The following is a 17,753-nucleotide window of genomic DNA, read 5'->3' as shown; positions in this document are numbered from 1 at the left end:
GGCCGTCCGGCGGCTCAGCTGCCGATGCCGGTCAGCGAACGGACTTCCATCTCGGCGTGCTTCTCCGCGTCCGCCTTCGGCTTGCCCACGAGGGTGCCGACGAAGCCGCAGAGGAACGAGAACGGGATCGACACCAGGCCCGGGTTCTTCAGCGGGAACCAGGCGAAGTCGATGCCCTTGATGATCGAGTCCGCGGACCCGGACACGACCGGCGAGAACAGCACCAGCAGCAGGCTGGCGGCCAGGCCGCCGTAGATGCCCCAGAGCGTGCCGGTCGTGTTGAACCGCTTCCAGAACAGCGAATACAGCAGTGTCGACAGGTTCGCCGACGCCGCCACCGCGAACGCCAGCGCCACCAGGAACGCGATGTTCTGGCCGTTCGCCAGCACACCGCCGACGATCGCCAGTGCCCCGACCGCGATCGCGGTCAGCCGGGCCACCCGGACCTCGTCGGCCGGCTCGGCCTTGCCGCGCTTGAAGATGTTCGCGTAGACGTCGTGGGCGAAGGAGGCCGACGCCGTGATCGTCAGCCCGGCGACCACCGCGAGGATCGTCGCGAACGCCACCGCGGCGATGATGCCGAGCAGCAGTGTCCCGCCGACGTGCAGCGCGAGCAGCGGCGCCGCCGAGTTCTCACCGCCGGGTGCGGCCTTGATCTCGTCCGCGCCGACCAGCGCGGCCGCGCCGAAGCCGATCACCAGCGTGCACAGGTAGAACACGAACATGCACGCCGTCGCCCAGACGACGCTTCGCCGCGCCTCGCGCGAGTTCGGCACCGTGTAGAAGCGCATCAGCACGTGCGGCAGCGCCGCCGCGCCGAGCACCAGGGCCAGCGCCAGCGACACGAAGTCGAGCTTGGTGGTGCCGTTCTTGCCGTACGAGCCGCCCGGCTCGAGGAGCTTGTCGCCGAGCGGGCTGTTGTCGGCCGCGGAGGACAGCAGGTTCGAGAACCCGAAGCCGAACTTGCCGAACAGGAACACGGTCAGCAGCACGCCGCACAGCAGCAGGATCGTCGCCTTGATGATCTGCACCCACGTGGTGCCCTTCATCCCGCCGACCAGCACGTACAGCACCATGATCAGCCCGACGACGCCGATCACCAGCGCCTGGCCGAGCTTGGAGTGCACGTTGAGCAGCAGCGCGACCAGGCCACCGGCGCCCGCCATCTGCGCCAGCATGTAGAAGAACGAGATCACCAGCGTCGACGTTGCCGCCGCCGCGCGGACCGGGCGCTGCTTCATCCGGAAGCTCAGCACGTCGCCCATCGTGAACCGGCCGGTGTTGCGCAGCAGCTCCGCGATCAGCAGCAGGTCGACCAGCCAGGCGACGAGGAACCCGATCGAGTAGAGGAACCCGTCGTACCCGTGGATCGCGATGGCGCCGGCGATGCCGAGGAACGACGCCGCCGACAGGAAGTCGCCGGAGAGCGCGATGCCGTTCTGGCGGCCGGTGAACGCGCTGCCCGCGGCGTAGTAGTCCGACGTCGAGGAGTTCCGGGAGCTGGCCCGGTAGACGACGTACAGCGTGATCGCCACGAAGAGGGCGAACACGGCGGTGTTGACGATCGGGTTGCTGGCGGGGGTGCCTTCGGCGGCGAGCGTGGTCATCGGCGCGGTCCTTCCGGCAGGCCCGCCCGGGCCCGCAGCTCGGCGACCCGCGGGTCGAGGTGGCGGCGGGCGTAGCGCAGGTAGAGCCAGGTGACCAGCGCGGTGCTGGCGAACTGCCCGATGCCGAGCAGGATGCCGACGTTGACCTGGCCGAACACCTTCCGGCTCATGAAGTCGTGCGCGTAGGCGGCGAGCAGCACGTAGGTCATGTACCAGGCGAAGAAGGCGAAGCTCATCGGGAAGACGAACCCCCGGAACCGGCGGCGCAGCGAGACGAACTCGCGGCTCGCCTGGATCCCGGTGTAGTCGGGCCCGGTGCGGGGGACGGGCGGGCGGTGCTGGGCGCCGTGCGGGCGGTCCCCGGTGAACAGGGCCGGCATCTGGCCGGTCTCCTCCAGGGCGTTGCCCGTCGCGGGGCGCGCGACGTCGTACATGGGTGCCTCCGGCATTGCCTCCGTGCGGCGGGGCCCCGGGGCGCCTGCGGGCAGGGCGCCGGGCCGCCCTTGCGGACTGCGAACGGCCATCGTAACTAGGCCGTCCGGCGGAGTTCGAAGGCGGCCGGGTGGTGCAAGGCCCGGGAGTGCGAGGTATTCGATTTCTTGTCGAAACTGTCGAAAACGCGTTCGCTACAAGATCACGGGCAGATCACCCTAACGATGAGAAGAATTGTGACGCGACGTTGTCGCGTTCGGCCCAGGCTGCGGCGAACGAGCTAATCATGCCGGAGCTAAGTGATCGTCTGTCACTCAGGGTAGCGAAATCAAGATGTCGTAGCGCCGGAGAGGGTCCTCCGGGTGCGGGCGTGGCGGGGAAGATCCACTGGTCAGCGGGGGATCTCGAAAGAAATCACCAGGTCGAGGCATGGCGACGCGGAACGCCACAACATCGGGCACACCTTGAGACTTGACCCACCCGATGGGGGTACGCAGTGTAGATCGACTGAGGGATGCTGCTGCCCTGAGTGGGCTAATCGGGTGACGGCCAGGCGCCTGCGGGCAGCGCGTCCGGTAACCGGAATTCCCTCTTCGGGGTCGGCGGGGCAGAATGTCGTCCGGCATCCTGCGACCCGAAAGCACTTTTCGCAGGTCAGCGACCGAACGGGGAACGAAATTGACCGGCAGGGCCGCGGGGGTACGATTCTTTGGCCCAGCTGACCGCAGCGATCGATTGGCACCGATAAAGTTGATCTCGACCACCGTGCAGAACGCAAGTTGCGCCGTGCACGTGCAGAGTCCCGGGCACGGGACGCCGGGAGGGTGCCTTCCCGGGGGCGGGCGCGTGGTCGGCAGGGCAGCCGGGGGCGAGCGAGGGCGCCGGGGAAGCAGCAGGGCGCGGGCGGCACGGCCGTCCGGCGGCCCGGCGCGGACACCGATGCCGCGCCGCCGACGCGGATCCATGACGCCGGACAGGGAGTCACTCACGTGACCGTTGCAGGAGAAGGTCAGGTGCCCGTGGGGGAGTTGCTCGGCCGAGCGCCCCGGCGGTCCAAGGGCAAGGACGCCTGGCGCGCCCTGGTGCGGTGGCGGGACTGGAGCCTGCCCGTCAAGCTCTCGGCCGTCACCGTCGTGCCCATCGTCCTCGCGCTGGTGCTCGGCATCACGACGATCGCCGCCCAGGTCGCCCGCGCGGACGACTACCAGCGGCTCGACCGGCTCGTCGCGCTCGGCGGCCAGACCCGCGCGCTCACCGCCGCCCTGCAAGGGGAACGCACGGTCACCGCGGCGATGCTGACCGACGGAACGGTCGGCGGCACCCCCGAGCTGGCCGCGGCCCGCAAGGCCACCGACGACGCGGTCGCCCCCTTCACCACCGCGCAGGCCCGCGCGGCCGACGCCGAGCCCGGCGTGGCCGGCGCCGCCGGTGCGGCCACCGCGCAGATCAGCACCCTCGGCTTCCTCCGCCGCCAGGTCGACGGCGGCCAGCTCGGCCCGGCCCAGGCCGTCACCACCTACTCCGGGGTCACCGGCGCGCTGATCGCCCTCGACACCGCCGCCACGGCGGGCGCGGGTGACGGCACCCTCGGCGGCACACCCGCCGGACTGCACGAGCTCCTGGTCGCGGGCGAGCAGGTGTCGCAGAGCCAGGCGCTGGTCTCCTACGGCATCGCGCGCGCCTCGCTGACGCCGAGCGAGCTGGCCACCCTCCGCGCCGCCGAGCTGCGGCTCGCCGACCGGCTCGTGGACTTCCGCTCCGCGGCGGGCGACACGCTGCAGCGCGACTTCGCGGCGATCGCCGAAGGCCCCGAGGCGCAGAGCCGGGCCCGGATGGTCGAGTCCGTGGTGAACGCGCCGAGCGGCGCCGTCGACGACGCGTTCCGCGCGCTGTCCGCGGCCGACTGGAACGCCGCGTCCTCGGCGATGCGGACGCAGATCGGCCAGGTCGCCGACCGGCTCGGCGCGTCGGCGTCGGCCACCTCGACGGAGCTGGTCGACGAGGCCAGCAGCGGGGCGGGCCTGCTCGCGGTGCTGCTGTTCGGCGCCATGGTGCTCGCGGTCGCGGTCGTCTTCCTCATCACCCGCCAGCTGCTGCGCTCGCTGAAGGTGCTGCGGCGCAGCGCCCTCGACGTCGCCGAGACCGCGCTGCCCGAGGCGGTCCGCAACATCCAGGAGGGCCGCGCGCAGGGCACCGACGTCGTGCCGGTGCCGGTGCAGACCGACGACGAGGTCGGCGAAGTGGCGCGGGCCTTCGACAAGGTGCACCACCAGGCGCTGCGGCTGGCGACCGAGCAGGCCGCGATGCGGACCGGTTACGGCAGCGTCTTCGTCAACCTGTCGCGGCGCAGCCAGAGCCTGGTGCAGCGGCAGCTGCACCTGATCGAGCAGCTCGAGCGGGACGAAGAGGACGCCGACCAGCTGGCGACGCTGTTCCAGCTCGACCACCTCGCCACCCGGATGCGCCGCAACAACGAGAACCTGATGGTGCTCTCCGGCGCCGAGCCGGGCCGCCGGTCCGGGAAGCCGGTGGGCACCACCGACATGCTCCGCGCGGCGGTGTCGGAGATCGAGCAGTACCAGCGGGTCCAGGTGCAGCCGCCGCCGCCCGCCCGGGTCGTCGGGTACGCCGCGAGCGACCTGATGCGCCTGGTCGCCGAGCTGCTGGACAACGCGACCGCGTTCTCCGCGCCGGAGACTTCGGTGACGGTGGCGTCGAGGCTGGGCGAGGACGGTTCGCTCAACATCGACATCCTCGACAAGGGCATCGGCATGAACGAGGTCGAGGTCGGCGAGGCGAACACCCGGCTGACCGAAGCCGGGTCGGTCGACCTGGCCACCTCGCGCCGGATGGGCCTCTTCGTCGTCGGCCGGCTGGCCAGCCGGCACCGGATCGGGGTGTCGCTGCACGGCGGCAAGGACATCGTCGGCGTCCGCGCGACCGTCGTGGTCCCGGCCGAGCTGGTGATGCCGGTGACCGACGGCCCGCTGACCGGCCCGATCGGCGCGCCCCAGCAGCACCCGGCGAGCCCCGCGGCGGGCAACCGGCTGCCGCGCCGCCCGGTCAACGGCAACTCCCGCCCGCGGCCGGTGGTCCCGCCGCAGCCGGCGATGGGGCAGGAGCGGTGGCCGTCGGCGAGCGACCTCGCCGGGCTGGCGAACGGCCATGGCCCGGCGGCTGCCCGTCCGCCGTCCGACCTCGAGATCTCGGGGACGGACCTGTTTGCCCCGATCCCGAAGGACAACGACACCCCGCCGCAGCGCCCGCCGCTGCCGCCGGTGCCGGCGGTGCTCCCGATCCCCGAGCCGGAGCAGCCGCCCCGGGCCGGCGACCTGCCCGCGGGCAAGGACCTGTTCTCCGCCAACGAAACCACGCTCAGCGACTGGTGGCGTGAGGCGACGGCCGCCCCGGCTCCCGCGCCGGCCCCCGCGGCTCCGGCACCTTCGCCGGACCCGTCGGAGACGACGCCGATCTTCGACGAGATGCTGTCGGCGTGGTTCCGCGAGGACAAGCCCGCGGCGGCCGCCGAGGAAGAGCCGGCCGCCGCCACTCCGGAGAAGAAGGCCACGGAGAAGCCGGCCGCCGAGCCGCAGGAAGCGCGCAGCTGGGACTTCGCGAGCGACGAGAACTGGCGCACGGTCCAGGCGGTCACCCAGGCCGAGCCGACGGCTTTCACCGACGCAGGCTTGCCTCGCCGTCGCCGAGGCGAGCAGCTCATGCCGGGCAGCGCGACAACCCCGCCGCTCCCCGCCAAGCCCGCCCCGAGCAGCCCGGAGCTCCCGGTCCGCGACCCGGCGGACGTCCGCGGCCGGCTCAGCAGCTTCCAGCAGGGCGTGACCCGAGGCCGCCAGCAGGCCCGCAAGGCCGCGGCCAACCCGGAGGCGGCCGGCGCGGCTGGTTCGCCGGCGAATGTCCAGCCGGGGGAGCAGCCCACGGCCGCGCAGCCGAACGCCCTGCCGAAGCGGGGGCAGGCGACCGAGCCGGGTCGGCCGGGTCAGCCTTCCACGGGATCGCAGCCGGGCGCTTTCCAGCCGGGGGCCGGGCAGCAGCCGAGTGGCCTCGGTCAGCCGGGCCAGCAGGAGCCTGCGCCGCCGGCGGGAGCCGGACAGCAGCTGAACGGCCTCGGTCAGCCTGGCCACCAAGAGCCTGGGGCCGGATCGCAGCCGACCGCGTTCCTGCCCGCACAGCAGCCGAATGGCCTCGGTAAGGCGGGCCAGCAAGGGTCTGGAGCCGGTTCGCAGCCGAACACGTTCCAACCCGGGCAACCGCCTGCGGGGCACGCGGCGGCTGGGCAGCAGGCTTCTTCGGCCGGATCGCAGCCGACCGCGTTCCAGCCGAATGGCCTTGGTCAGCCGGGCCGGCCGCCTGCGGCGGCGCCGCAGGCGGGGACCGGGCAGCAGGCGAATGGTTTGCCGCAGCCGGGGCAGCAAAATCCCGCGCAGGCGAATGGGCTTGCCCAGCCGGAGCAGCAAGAAACCGGGTCGCAGGAGAGTGCCCCCCAGCCGGGGCAGCAGGCGACCGGTCTGCCGCAGCCGAGGCAGCAGTCTCCTGGTGCCGGGTCGCAGGCGAACGGCCTCCAGCCGGGCCAGCAGGTGCCCGGCGCGCAGCCGAATGCCGGTCAGCCGGGCCAGCAGGCGCCCGGCCTGCCGCAGCCGAGGCAGCAGGCACCGGCGGCCGGATCGCAGGCGAATGCCTTCCAGCCGGGCCAGCAAGCCCCCGCCGAACAGTCACCCGAGCAAGCCGACGGACCCGGCCAGGCCGGACAGCAGCCTTCCGGACTGCCCCAGCCCGGACAGGGAGCGCACCCCACGGGCCGTCCGGCCACCCCGCCGTCCGCACTCCCGTCCCGGCGGACCGCGGCTCCGGCACCCACACCGGCCCAGGCCGCACCGAACTCGACACCGGAAACCCCAGCACCGCGCGAAGAAGTCTCCGCCGTCGAGGCCACCGCGGAGTGGACCTTCGGCACCGACGACGGCTGGCGTGCGGTGCAAGCGGTGTCCCAGTCGGCGCCCGCCACCTTCACTTCGGCAGGATTGCCCCGGCGCCGTCGCGGGGAGCAGTTGCTCCCGGGCAGCGCCGGACCGCCCACCGGGGCCACGGCCCCCCGACCACAACGTGACGCACACGACGTGCGCGGCCGCCTGCGCAGTTTCCAGCAGGGCATCGAGCGCGGACGCCACCGCACCGCGCGGGCGACCGAGACCAACCACGAGACACTGGAGGGTGAATGACCTCGCCGAGTAGCGCGCAGCCGACGCAGAACCAGTTCGGCTGGCTGATCAACGACTTCGCGGAGCGGGTGCCGGGCGTGGCGCACGCCGTGGTCGTCTCGGCGGACGGCCTCCTGCTGAGCGCCTCGAACCGGCTGCCCCTGGACCGGGCCGACCAGCTCGCCGCGGTCGCCTCCGGTCTGGTCAGCCTCACCCAGGGCGCCGCCCGCTGCTTCGAGGCCGGGGCGGTCAACGAGACCGTCGTGGAGATGGAGCTGGGGATCATGGTGCTGATGTCGATCAGCGACGGATCCTGCCTCGCGGTGCTCGCCGCCCCCAACTGCGACATCGGCCAGGTCGCCTACGAGATGACGATGCTCGTCGACCGGGTCGGCCAGATCCTGACCCCGGAGCTGCGCGCCCAGCTCCAGGGATCGGGTGGGTCGCTGATCGGCGAACCGGTGGGATGATGGCGCGATGAGCACGGGGTCCGGATTCGGCGGCGAACCACCCGAGGGGCAGCGGCCCCCCGGGCGAGGGGACGACGGCACGTTCGCCGACGTCCTCAACGGGTTCACCCTGGATTCCGGCCGTGCCCGCCGGAAGCGCAAGAAGAGCAAGGAGTCCCCGCCACCCCCGGCGGCCGGTGCGCACGCGGCCGCGGAACCGCCGGCGTTCGCGCCGTCGGCCGACCAAGGAGATCAGGTGACCTCTTTAGTCTCGCCACCCGGCAGTACGGACGGGGACAGCCCCAGGCCAGGCGGCCTGTTCGACCCGGGGCCGCCCAGCGGCGAGTTCGTCATGCCCGCGGTGTTCGAACAGCCACCGGTGCCCGAGGATCAGACGGCGATCGTCCGGCCCTACGCTTTGACCGGCGGCCGCACCCGGGCGAACTATGCCCTGGAGCTGGAGACACTGATCTCCGCGAAGGACTACGCTGCCACCGGTGGCTTCCCCGAAGTGGCCGCGGAGCAGATCGAGTGCATCTCGATCATGGAAGAGTGCCGGACCCCGCGTTCGGTCGCCGAGATCGTTTCGGCGCTGCGGGTGCCTCTGGGCGTGGCCCGGGTGCTGATCAGCGACGCGGCGGACGCAGGGCTGGTCACGGTGCACAAGACGATAACGGGCAATGACGGCGCCGAGGCACATCTGGTGTTGATGGAAAGGGTTTTGAGTGGACTCCGTCGGCTTTAAGGCACCGCGGGACACCGCGCCCCCGACCATGACATCCGCCAAGATCGTGGTGGCTGGCGGTTTCGGAGCGGGGAAGACGACCTTCGTCGGGTCGGTGTCGGAGATCGTGCCGCTCACCACCGAGGCGATGATGACCGACGCCAGCGTCGGCGTCGACAACCTCGACCACACCCCGGGCAAGTCGACGACCACGGTCGCGATGGACTTCGGCCGGGTGTCGCTGGACGCGGACCTGATCCTGTACCTGTTCGGCACGCCCGGGCAGCAGCGGTTCTGGTTCATGTGGGACGACCTGGTCCGCGGCGCGATCGGCGCGGTCGTGCTGGCGGACACCCGCCGGCTGGCCGACTCGTTCGCGCCGATCGACTTCTTCGAGGACCGCGGTCTGCCGTACATCGTCGGCGTCAACACGTTCGACGGTGTGCTCGAGCACGACATCAACGACGTCCGTGAGGCGCTGTCGATCGACCCGAACATCCCGATCGTCCGTTGTGACGCCCGGGATCGCGAGTCGACGAAGCAGACGCTGATCACGCTGGTCGAGTACGCGATGCGGCAGTGGATCGCGCTGCGGGCGGCCAAGTCGCGCTGACGCCGCCAGGGCCCGGGGAAACCCCGGGCTCGGTGCCGCTCACGCGCGTGCCGGAAGCACGGCCGCACGACCCGCCCGTCGAGGGTGTGCGTCTCGGCGGCCGGCTTCGGGCTGGGCCGGATCAGTACTCGTCGTGCAGGCGCCACCACTCGCTCGGGCCGGCGTCGCCGTGGCTCTCCTTTTCCCAGGCCTCCTGCCGGCCCAGCGGCGTGACATCGAGGTAGCGGTGCGTCACGAGGAACTGCTCGCCACCCCGGCCGCTGGTGAAGTACGTGCGGTAGACCTGGTCGCCGTCGCGGAGGAACACGCTGACACCGAAGGCGCTGCCGACACCGCAGTCGTCGGGGAATTCCGTGCCGTTCGAGGACACGAAGGGCACGTCCCAGCCCATCCGGGTCTTGAACTGCTCGATCTGCGCGAGCGGCGCCGGCGCGACGACCTTGAGCGTGACGTTCCGCGCGTGCAGGTGCGCCAGGTGCGGCAGGTTGTCGACGATCATCGAGCAGCCGGGGCAGACCGCGTCGTTGGTGCCCGGGTACAGCATGAAGTGGTAGACGACGAGCTGGGGCCGGCCGTCGAACAGGTCGAGCAGGCTCTGCTTGCCCTCGGGCGAGTCGAATTCGTAGGGCTTCGTGAAGGGCACCATCGGCAGCCGGCGGCGCTCGGCGGCGAGGTCGTCCGCCGCCTTCATGTGCGCCTTCTCCTTGGCGAGCAGCGCGTCGCGCGCCGCCTGCCACTCTTCCGGCGAAGCGATCGGGGGCAGCTCGTGGCGGGTCGCGGTCATCGGGCGTCCTTTCCTCGGGTGCGGATGAAGCCGGTCAGGTCTTCGAAGCACGACGTCCAGCCGTCGTGGTGGCCGTCGCGGTCGGCGGCGGTGGGGAAGCCGCGCTGCGTGAAGGTCATCTCGGTCTTGCCGTCGCGGTCGGCGAAGTCGATCGTCACGAGGGTCTCGGCACGCAGGTCGCCGTCGGTGTCCCAGGTGAAGGTGAACACGAGCCGCTCGGGGGCGGCGATCTCGCGGTAGACGCCGTGCATCCAGTGCTCGTCGCCGTCCGGGGCGCGGATGCAGGCGCGCCAGGCACCGCCGGGCCGGGTCGCGAGGGTGACCGCGGCGCCGGTGTAGCCGTGCGGGCCCAGCCAGCTCGCCAGCCGGTCGGGATCGGTCCACGCGCCGAACACGAGCTCGCGGGGCGCGTCGAAGACCCGGGTGATGGTGAGCTGGTCGTCAGGCATCCTCGGGCCCTTCGGCCGCGGCCTGCAGGGTTCGCAGGTGTTCCTCGAGGCGGTCGGACCCGTCGTCCCAGAACCGGCGGTAGGTCGCGACCCAGTCGGCGACGTCTTCCAGGGGTTTCGCCTCCAGCCGGCAGGGCCGCCACTGGCGGGTGCGGCCGCGGGTGATCAGCCCGGCCTGCTCCAGCACCTTCAGGTGCCGCGAAACCGCGGGCAGGCTCATCGGGAACGGTTCGGCGAGCTCGTTCACGGTCGCCTCGCCGGTCGACAGCCGGGCGAGGATGGCGCGCCGGGTCGGGTCGGCGAGAGCCGAGAACGTGCGGCTCAGGTGATCGGCAGCAGTTGTCATTTCAGCACCTTGTTAATTAAGGGACTCGTTAAACATAGTGCTGAACTGCGGCTTGTCAACTCCTCACTCGGCCGCCCTGAGATTCGCATCACTGGTCCTCGGGTTTCCAATAGTAGGAAGTCAAAGTATTTTGGAGGGATGAGCAGTGAGCTGTACCGTCCCGTGCACCCCGTCCGGTTCGTCACGGCGTCGAGCCTCTTCGACGGCCATGACGCGTCGATCAACATCATGCGGCGGATCCTGCAGTCGCAGGGCGCGGAGGTTGTGCACCTCGGCCACAACCGGTCGGTCGACGAGGTGGCCACCGCCGCCATCGCCGAGGACGTCCAGGGTGTCGCCATCTCTGCCTACCAGGGCGGGCACGTCGAGTACTTCTCCTACCTGGTCGAGCTGCTGCGCGAGCGCGGCGCCGGCCACATCAAGGTGTTCGGCGGCGGGGGCGGGGTGATCGTGCGCGAGGAGATCGAGCTGCTGCACTCGCGCGGCGTCTCCCGCATCTTCTCGCCCGAAGACGGCTACGAGATGGGCCTGCCGGGCATGATCAACATGATGATCAAGGCCTGCGACGTCGACCTGGCGGCCGAAGCCCCGGCGCTCGACAAGGTGCTTTCCGGTGACGTCGCCGCGCTCTCGCGTGTCATCACCCAGCTGCAGGCCGAACAGCTGCCCGGCGACCTGCTGGCCGGCATCACCGAGGCCGCAGGCGCGCGGGAAGTGCCGGTGCTCGGCATCACCGGCACCGGCGGCTCGGGCAAGTCGTCGCTCACCGACGAGCTGATCCGGCGCTTCCGCCTCGACCAGGAGGACAAGCTGCGGATCGCGGTGCTCGCGGTCGACCCGTCGCGGCGCAAGGGCGGCGGGGCGCTGCTCGGCGACCGCATCCGGATGAACTGCCTCGACGGCTCGCCGGTGTACTTCCGCTCGCTGGCCACCCGGACGACGTCCGGCGAGATCCCGGCCGGGCTGAGCGAGTCGATCCTGGCCTGCAAGGCCGCCGGGTTCGATCTGGTGATCGTCGAGACGCCGGGCATCGGCCAGGGTGACGCCGGGATCGTCGACTTTGTGGACCAGTCGCTGTACGTGATGACGCCGGAGTTCGGCGCCGCGTCGCAGCTGGAGAAGATCGACATGCTCGACTTCGCCGACGTCGTCGCGATCAACAAGTTCGAGCGCCGCGGCGCCGCCGACGCGCGTCGCGACGTCGCCCGCCAGCTGGTGCGCAACCGGGAGGCGTTCGACTCCGGCCCCGACGACATGCCGGTGTTCGGCACGAGCGCGGCGAAGTTCAACGACGACGGCGTCACCGCGCTCTACCAGCACCTGCGGGGCCTGCTCGCCGAGCGCGGGCTGACCGTCTCCGCCGGGACGCTGCCGAAGGTCGAGGGCAAGGTCTCGACCGACGCGAGCACGATCATCCCCGGCACGCGGGCGCGCTACCTGGCCGAGATTTCCGAGACCGTGCGCGGTTACCACACGAAGACCGGGCAGCAGGTCGCGGCGATCCGCAAGCACGAGGCGCTGGCGACGGCCCGCGCGGAACTGGCCAAGGTGGACGCGGCCACGGACGCGCTGGACGGCCTGCTCGCCACCGCCGGGTCCGATGTGGACGGCGAGTCGACAAAGCTCCTCGAGCGCTTCCGCGCGCTGGCCGAGGAATACCGCCAGGACGAGCTCGTCGTCAAGATCCGCGACAAGGAGCTGCACACGCAGCTGTGGCGCGAAACGTTGTCCGGCAACCGGATCCCGCGGGTCGCCCTGCCGTGCTACGCCGAGTCCGGCGAGCTGCTCTCGTTCCTGCGCCGCGAGAACCTGCCGGGCTACTTCCCCTACACCGCGGGTGTCTTCCCGTTCAAGCGCGAGGGTGAGGACCCGGCGCGGATGTTCGCCGGCGAAGGTGACGCGTTCCGCACCAACCGGCGGTTCAAGCTGCTCTCGGCCGACTCGGAGGCGAAGCGGCTCTCGACCGCGTTCGACTCGGTGACCCTCTACGGCCACGACCCCGACACGCGCCCCGACATCTACGGCAAGGTCGGCACGGCGGGTGTCTCCATCGCGACGCTCGAGGACATGAAGGTCCTCTACGACGGCTTCGACCTGACCGCGCCGAACACATCGGTGTCGATGACGATCAACGGCCCGGCGCCGACGATCCTGGCCTACTTCCTCAACACCGCGATCGACCAGAAGCTCGACGCGTTCAAAGCCGAGCACGGCCGCGAGCCGTCCGACGCCGAGGCCGCCGAGCTGCGCGAGTGGGCGCTGAAGAACGTGCGCGGCACCGTCCAGGCCGACATCCTCAAGGAGGACCAGGGCCAGAACACCTGCATCTTCTCCACCGAGTTCAGCCTCCGGATGATGGCCGACATCCAGGAGTGGTTCATCGAGCACGGCGTCCGCAACTTCTACTCGGTGTCGATCTCCGGCTACCACATCGCCGAGGCCGGGGCGAACCCGATCTCGCAGCTGGCGCTCACGCTGTCCAACGGCTTCACCTACGTCGAGTCGTACCTGGCGCGCGGCATGGCCATCGACGACTTCGCGCCGAACCTGTCCTTCTTCTTCTCCAACGGCATGGACGCGGAGTACACGGTGCTCGGCCGGGTCGCGCGGCGGATCTGGGCCGTGGCCATGAAGGAGCGCTACGGCGCGAACGAGCGGTCGCAGAAGCTCAAGTACCACGTGCAGACGTCCGGGCGGTCGCTGCACGCGCAGGAGATGAGCTTCAACGACATCCGCACCACGCTGCAGGCGCTCTGCGCGTTGTACGACAACGCGAACTCCTTGCACACCAACGCGTTCGACGAGGCGATCACCACGCCGTCGGAGGCGTCGGTGCGCCGCGCGATGGCCATCCAGATGATCATCAACAAGGAGTGGGGCCTGTCGAAGAACGAGAACCCGCTGCAGGGCTCGTTCGTCATCGACGAGCTGACCGACCTGGTCGAGGAGGCCGTGCTGACCGAGTTCGACCGGATCTCCGAGCGCGGCGGCGTGCTCGGCGCGATGGAGACCGGCTACCAGCGCGGCAAGATCCAGGACGAGTCGATCCTGTACGAGCGCAAGAAGCACGACGGCTCGCTGCCACTCATCGGTGTCAACACCTTCCGCAACCCGCACGAGGGTGAGGAGGACGTCGAGGTCGAGCTGGCGCGGGCGACGGAGGACGAGAAGAAGTCGCAGCTGGCCCGGCTCGCGGACTTCCAGCACCGCCACCACGAAGAGGCCCAGCAGGCGCTGAAGACGTTGCGTGAAGCGGCCACGCGCGGCGGGAACCTGTTCGGCGTCCTGGTGGACGCGGCGCGGGTCTGCTCGCTCGGCCAGATCACCGAGGCGTTCTTCGAGGTGGGCGGGCAGTACCGCCGCAACGTCTAGAGCCGCACGCGCAGGTACGCCCGGTCGTCGAACGAGTTCGCGGCCGGGCGCACCCCTTTGGTCTCCGGTGGGTCTTCGATCATCAGCGGGTCGCGCGCCAGCCGCTCGGCCAGCAGGCGTTCGGCTTCGGCGAGCGTCGCCGCGGGTTCGGGGTAGCCGTCGGTGGTGACGACGACTTCCCTCGTGCCACCGGGCACCGGCACAACCTCGACGAACAGGTCCGGCACGTCCTGGCCGTCCAACGCGCCGGAGCCGTACCGCGGGTCGGGCCGGTTGCGCAGCCCGACCAGCGCGCGCAGCAGTTCCTGCACGGCTTCGCGGCCCGGATCCTCCGCCAGCAGCGTGGCCTCGGGGGCGCCGGCGGCGAGCCGGCTGCGCAGCACGAGGGCCCGCGCCTCGGCCACGGCCCGCTCACCCGACGGCCGGGGCGGCACCGGCGTCCCGTCGAACAGCACCCGCGCTTCGCCGACCCGCCAGATCTCGCGGCGCGTCCGGTGCAGCACGCAGAACGACACCGCGGACCCCGCTCCCGGCTTCGCTCCGGCTTCCGCCAGCAACCCCCGGACCAGGACGGTCGCGCTGTCCGTGGCTTCGCGGGCCCGGCACCCGGCCGCGGTGGCGGCCAGGTGCCCGGCAACGGCTTCGGCGAGCGTGGCGCCGTCCGGCCCCGCGTCCCACGGCTTCTTCGTGGCGCCGTCGGCGACGCCGAGCACGTGCTCACCCAGGACCAGCCGGTCGGCGCAGGGCTCGGCGGCGGTGCGCGCGACCACCGACGTTTCGACGATCACCCGGCCGAACGTACCGCCTTCAGCTGCCAGACCGGCACGAGCACGTGACCGTCGGCGTCGGTGCCCAGCCGGTCCAGTCCGGCGGGTTCCTCGTTCAGCATCGTCCGGACGCTCAGCTTCAGCTCCTCCGGCGTCATCGAAGTCGTGTAGAGCGTCGGCTGGAGGCGCTCGATCGTCCAGTCCTTCCCGACGGTCTCCCGCAGGTTGGCCTCGGTGATCAGGTACGGCGCCGGGAACGCGTCCGGCACCTCGGGGGAGAAGGCGAACAGGTGCAGCCGGGCGCCCGGGCGCGTCGCGCGGGTCAGGGCGGCGACGTACTGGTGCCGCTCGTCTTCGCTCAGGCAGTGGTAGAGGGCGCTGTCGAGGACCGTGTCGAAGCGGCCTTCGTAGCCTTCGAGCTTCGTCGCGTCGGCCACCGCGAAGGTGACGTCCCGTGCGCGCGAACGGGCCTGCTCGACCGCCGAGGGTGCACCGTCCAGGCCGGTCACGTGCAGGCCGCGCGAGGCGAGGAACGCCGAGTTGTCGCCGAGGCCGCACCCGATGTCGAGCACCTCGCCGGTGAACTCGCCGGCGTCGGCCAGCGCGACGATCGCGGGCTGCGGCGCGCCGATGTCCCACGGCATCTTCCGGCCCATCGGCGTGCCGCCGCGGTACAGCTCCTCGAAGTCGAGGTCTTCGACGCTCATGCCCGGGTCCGTCATGTCCACCCCTTATTCAACGTGTGATGAGATAACTCCATCGTGCGACGCACGGTGGCCGGCTGTCAACCCGGGGAATACGGCGGCCGGGCCCGGGGTAGTCGTGGATATGAAATTCGGGATCTCGACGTTCGTGACCGACCAAGGCATCCGCCCGGACGTGCTGGGCGCGGCACTGGAGGAGCGCGGCTTCGACTCGCTGTTCCTGGCCGAGCACTCGCACATCCCCGTGAGCCGGGAAACCCCGTACCCGGGCGGGGGTGAGCTGCCGGAGAAGTACAAGCGCACGCTCGACCCGTTCGTGGCGCTCACCGCCGCGGCCACCACGACCTCCGAACTGCTGCTCGGCACCGGCATCGCGCTGCTGATCCAGCGCGACCTGATCCACACCGCGAAAGAGGTCGCCTCGCTCGACCTGATCTCCGACGGGCGTGCGCTGTTCGGTGTCGGCGTCGGCTGGAACCGCGAGGAGATGCGCAACCACGGCACCGACCCGAAGACCCGCGGCGCGCTGATCGACGAGCAGCTGGCCGCGCTCAAGGAGATCTGGACGAAGGACAAAGCCGAGTTCCACGGCAAGCACGTCGACTTCGACCCGATCTACGCCTGGCCGAAGCCGGTGCACAAGCCGCACCCGCCGATCTACATCGGCGGCGAGAGCGAAGCGGCGCTGAACCGCCTCGCCCGCTACGGCGACGGCTGGCTGCTGCGCGGTCACACGCACTTCGACGAGGCCAAGCGCGTCCGCGGCTGGCTCGCCGACCAAGGACGCGCGGACGTCGAGTTCGCCGTGTTCGGGGGCGACACGAAGGGCAAGGTGATCGACGGCTTCCGCGAGGCGGGCGTCGAGCGCTACACGTTCCTGCTGGAGACGCTGCCGGAGGCCGAGACGCTCAAGGCGCTGGACGAGCTGGCCGAGGTGGTCGCCGCGCACCGCTGACCCCGGGCCACGGGCCCAGCTCCGGGCGGGCGCCGGCCAAGCCGGCGCCGGTGTCCCGTCCGGACAGCCACGCCGCGAGGGCGCGCACGGACCCGCTCACCTCGGTGTCCCCGGCGCCCCAGCGGTGTTCGCCGGCGCGGATCGTCACGCCGGGCGGCAGGCGGTCCTGGAGGAAGTCCACGGCGTGGACGCAGAAGTCTTCGGGCCAGTCGGCGACGCCGATGCCGAGCCGGAGGTCCACGGCGTGGATCCAGACCTCGCGCCAGCGCGCGAAGACCGTGCTGGACAGCTTGCCGTCGCGGTAGTCGACGTGCTGGTCCCAGTCCGTGACGCGGGCCCAGGCGTCCTCCAGCCGGACGGAGTGCCGGAGCAGGGCCCGCCGGTGCTCTTCCGCGGCCCGGCCGGCGGTTGCCTCGATGATGCCGTCCCGGTCGTGCGTCTTCGGGTCGTAGAGCGGGACGAGCACCCCGCGCACGGCGTTCTCGACCAGGTCGGCCAGCGCGCGCCCGGCGTCGGTGACGTGGGCCAGCACGTGGCCGCGCGTCCAGCCGGGCAGCGGTGACGGCTCGGCGACCTGGTTGTCGGTCAGCGGCTCCAGCGCGCGGTGCAGCCGGCTGTGGGCGTCGGCGACCGCGGCCGCCGGGATCACTTGTCCAGCAGCAGGTGGACCGACAGTTCGAGGCGGTTCGCGACGTCGGCGGCCGACGCGCGGCGGGTCACCCAGGCCACCAGGTTCGCCATCCAGACGTCCGCGACGACGTGGAAGATGTCGCGGTCGGCCTCGGTCGGGTCGGAGATGCCCATCGCCTGGGCGAACATGTTCTCCATCAGCAGGCCGACCTGCTCGACCTCGGCGGCGGCGGAGGTGTCGGCGAACATGAAGGCGCGCACCATCGCCTCGGTCAGGTGCGGGTCGCGCTGCATGAGCCGGGTGTTGCGGCCGAGCACGAACATCAGCCGTTCGGCCGGCGTCTCACCGGGGATGGCCTGGCGTTCCAGCTTCTCCTGCGCCCGCTCGAACTCGCGTGCCAGCCCGGAGACGAGCAGGTGGATCTTCGACGGGAAGTACCGGTACAGCGTGCCGAGGGCGACGTCCGCCTTCTCGGCGACGGCCCGCATCTGGACGGCGTCGTAACCGCCCTTCGAGGCCAGCGCGAGGGTTGCGTCGATGATCCGGCGGCGGCGGTCGCGCTGGGCGGCCGAGCCGAGCTCGTCCGCGCCGATCGCGCTCAGGCCGTTCCCGCGTGCCTTCGCCGGCGTCTTGGCTTTGCCGGGCATCGGCATTCCCCCGTCCTTCGGAACTTGTTCCAGTTCACGACGTAGCGTACCTCGCCTGGC

General features: G+C 71.2%; 15 protein-coding genes. 6 read left to right on the top strand and 9 right to left on the bottom strand.

What is annotated here, in order from left to right; translation table 11 throughout:
* Window positions 1-14: 14 nt before the first annotated feature.
* Together ACIA5G_RS17980 and ACIA5G_RS17975 are read right to left on the bottom strand one after the other, a co-directional pair.
* A complete protein-coding gene (locus ACIA5G_RS17980; protein ID WP_395924336.1) occupies window positions 15-1,607 on the bottom strand; it encodes a cation acetate symporter in 1,593 nt (530 codons plus the stop codon).
* Complete coding sequence (locus ACIA5G_RS17975) at window positions 1,604-2,041, bottom strand: DUF485 domain-containing protein (protein WP_395924937.1); 438 nt, start codon at window positions 2,039-2,041, stop codon at window positions 1,604-1,606. The genes ACIA5G_RS17980 and ACIA5G_RS17975 overlap by 4 nt, the downstream gene beginning before the upstream one ends.
* A 1,011-nt stretch (window positions 2,042-3,052) precedes the next feature.
* Between ACIA5G_RS17975 and ACIA5G_RS17970 the strand changes: the two genes are divergently transcribed.
* Genes ACIA5G_RS17970 through ACIA5G_RS17955 form a run of 4 tightly spaced genes read left to right on the top strand, consistent with a single transcriptional unit; the run spans window position 3,053 to window position 9,038 of the window.
* Window positions 3,053-7,273, top strand: a complete 4,221-nt coding sequence (locus tag ACIA5G_RS17970) for a nitrate- and nitrite sensing domain-containing protein (RefSeq protein ID WP_395924935.1) — start codon at window positions 3,053-3,055, stop codon at window positions 7,271-7,273.
* A complete protein-coding gene (locus tag ACIA5G_RS17965) occupies window positions 7,270-7,722 on the top strand; it encodes a roadblock/LC7 domain-containing protein (RefSeq protein WP_395924334.1) in 453 nt (150 codons plus the stop codon). The genes ACIA5G_RS17970 and ACIA5G_RS17965 overlap by 4 nt, the downstream gene beginning before the upstream one ends.
* Window positions 7,723-7,729: 7 nt before the next feature.
* Complete coding sequence (locus ACIA5G_RS17960) at window positions 7,730-8,446, top strand: DUF742 domain-containing protein (RefSeq protein WP_395924332.1); 717 nt, start codon at window positions 7,730-7,732, stop codon at window positions 8,444-8,446.
* A gap of 28 nt (window positions 8,447-8,474) precedes the next feature.
* Window positions 8,475-9,038: an ATP/GTP-binding protein gene (locus ACIA5G_RS17955; protein WP_155542172.1), complete on the top strand. Its 564-nt coding sequence runs from the start codon at window positions 8,475-8,477 to the stop codon at window positions 9,036-9,038.
* Window positions 9,039-9,159: 121 nt separating this feature from the next.
* Here the strand turns inward: ACIA5G_RS17955 and ACIA5G_RS17950 are convergent, their stop codons facing one another.
* The 3 genes from ACIA5G_RS17950 to ACIA5G_RS17940 are packed head-to-tail and all read right to left on the bottom strand — an operon-like array spanning window position 9,160 to window position 10,617.
* Window positions 9,160-9,822: a DUF899 domain-containing protein gene (locus ACIA5G_RS17950; protein ID WP_395924330.1), complete on the bottom strand. Its 663-nt coding sequence runs from the start codon at window positions 9,820-9,822 to the stop codon at window positions 9,160-9,162.
* Window positions 9,819-10,271, bottom strand: coding sequence for an SRPBCC domain-containing protein (locus tag ACIA5G_RS17945; RefSeq protein WP_395924328.1), 453 nt, complete (start codon window positions 10,269-10,271; stop codon window positions 9,819-9,821). The genes ACIA5G_RS17950 and ACIA5G_RS17945 overlap by 4 nt, the downstream gene beginning before the upstream one ends.
* Window positions 10,264-10,617 (bottom strand): ArsR/SmtB family transcription factor, encoded by a 354-nt coding sequence (locus ACIA5G_RS17940; protein WP_395924326.1) that lies wholly within the window; start codon window positions 10,615-10,617, stop codon window positions 10,264-10,266. Before ACIA5G_RS17940 ends, ACIA5G_RS17945 begins: the two co-directional genes overlap by 8 nt.
* A gap of 138 nt (window positions 10,618-10,755) precedes the next feature.
* Between ACIA5G_RS17940 and icmF the strand changes: the two genes are divergently transcribed.
* Complete coding sequence (gene icmF / locus ACIA5G_RS17935; protein WP_395924324.1) at window positions 10,756-13,989, top strand: fused isobutyryl-CoA mutase/GTPase IcmF; 3,234 nt, start codon at window positions 10,756-10,758, stop codon at window positions 13,987-13,989.
* Here icmF and ACIA5G_RS17930 read toward each other — a convergent pair.
* Together ACIA5G_RS17930 and ACIA5G_RS17925 are read right to left on the bottom strand one after the other, a co-directional pair.
* Complete coding sequence (locus ACIA5G_RS17930; protein ID WP_395924322.1) at window positions 13,986-14,777, bottom strand: hypothetical protein; 792 nt, start codon at window positions 14,775-14,777, stop codon at window positions 13,986-13,988. The two genes, icmF and ACIA5G_RS17930, sit on opposite strands and share 4 nt — an antisense overlap.
* Window positions 14,774-15,478, bottom strand: a complete 705-nt coding sequence (locus tag ACIA5G_RS17925; protein ID WP_395924320.1) for a class I SAM-dependent methyltransferase — start codon at window positions 15,476-15,478, stop codon at window positions 14,774-14,776. Before ACIA5G_RS17925 ends, ACIA5G_RS17930 begins: the two co-directional genes overlap by 4 nt.
* A gap of 106 nt (window positions 15,479-15,584) precedes the next feature.
* On the opposite strand from ACIA5G_RS17925, the gene ACIA5G_RS17920 reads away from it, so the two are divergent.
* The gene (locus tag ACIA5G_RS17920; protein ID WP_395924318.1) at window positions 15,585-16,415 is read left to right on the top strand and encodes an LLM class F420-dependent oxidoreductase; all 831 of its coding nucleotides are present in this window, start codon (window positions 15,585-15,587) and stop codon (window positions 16,413-16,415) included.
* On the opposite strand, the gene ACIA5G_RS17915 is transcribed toward ACIA5G_RS17920, so the two are convergent.
* Both ACIA5G_RS17915 and kstR read right to left on the bottom strand, forming a co-directional pair.
* Window positions 16,369-17,064 carry a maleylpyruvate isomerase family mycothiol-dependent enzyme gene (locus ACIA5G_RS17915; RefSeq protein ID WP_395924316.1) on the bottom strand — a complete coding sequence of 232 codons (696 nt, stop codon included), beginning with the start codon at window positions 17,062-17,064 and terminating at the stop codon, window positions 16,369-16,371. The two genes, ACIA5G_RS17920 and ACIA5G_RS17915, sit on opposite strands and share 47 nt — an antisense overlap.
* Complete coding sequence (gene kstR / locus ACIA5G_RS17910; RefSeq protein WP_395924314.1) at window positions 17,061-17,699, bottom strand: cholesterol catabolism transcriptional regulator KstR; 639 nt, start codon at window positions 17,697-17,699, stop codon at window positions 17,061-17,063. Before kstR ends, ACIA5G_RS17915 begins: the two co-directional genes overlap by 4 nt.
* Between the last annotated feature and the right edge of the window lie 54 nt (window positions 17,700-17,753).

This window comes from Amycolatopsis sp. NPDC051758 (genome assembly GCF_044453095.1).
Classification (GTDB): Bacteria; Actinomycetota; Actinomycetes; order Mycobacteriales; family Pseudonocardiaceae; genus Amycolatopsis.
Note: the sequence above shows the minus strand (reverse complement) of the source record. Positions and strands in the feature narration are given on the sequence as shown.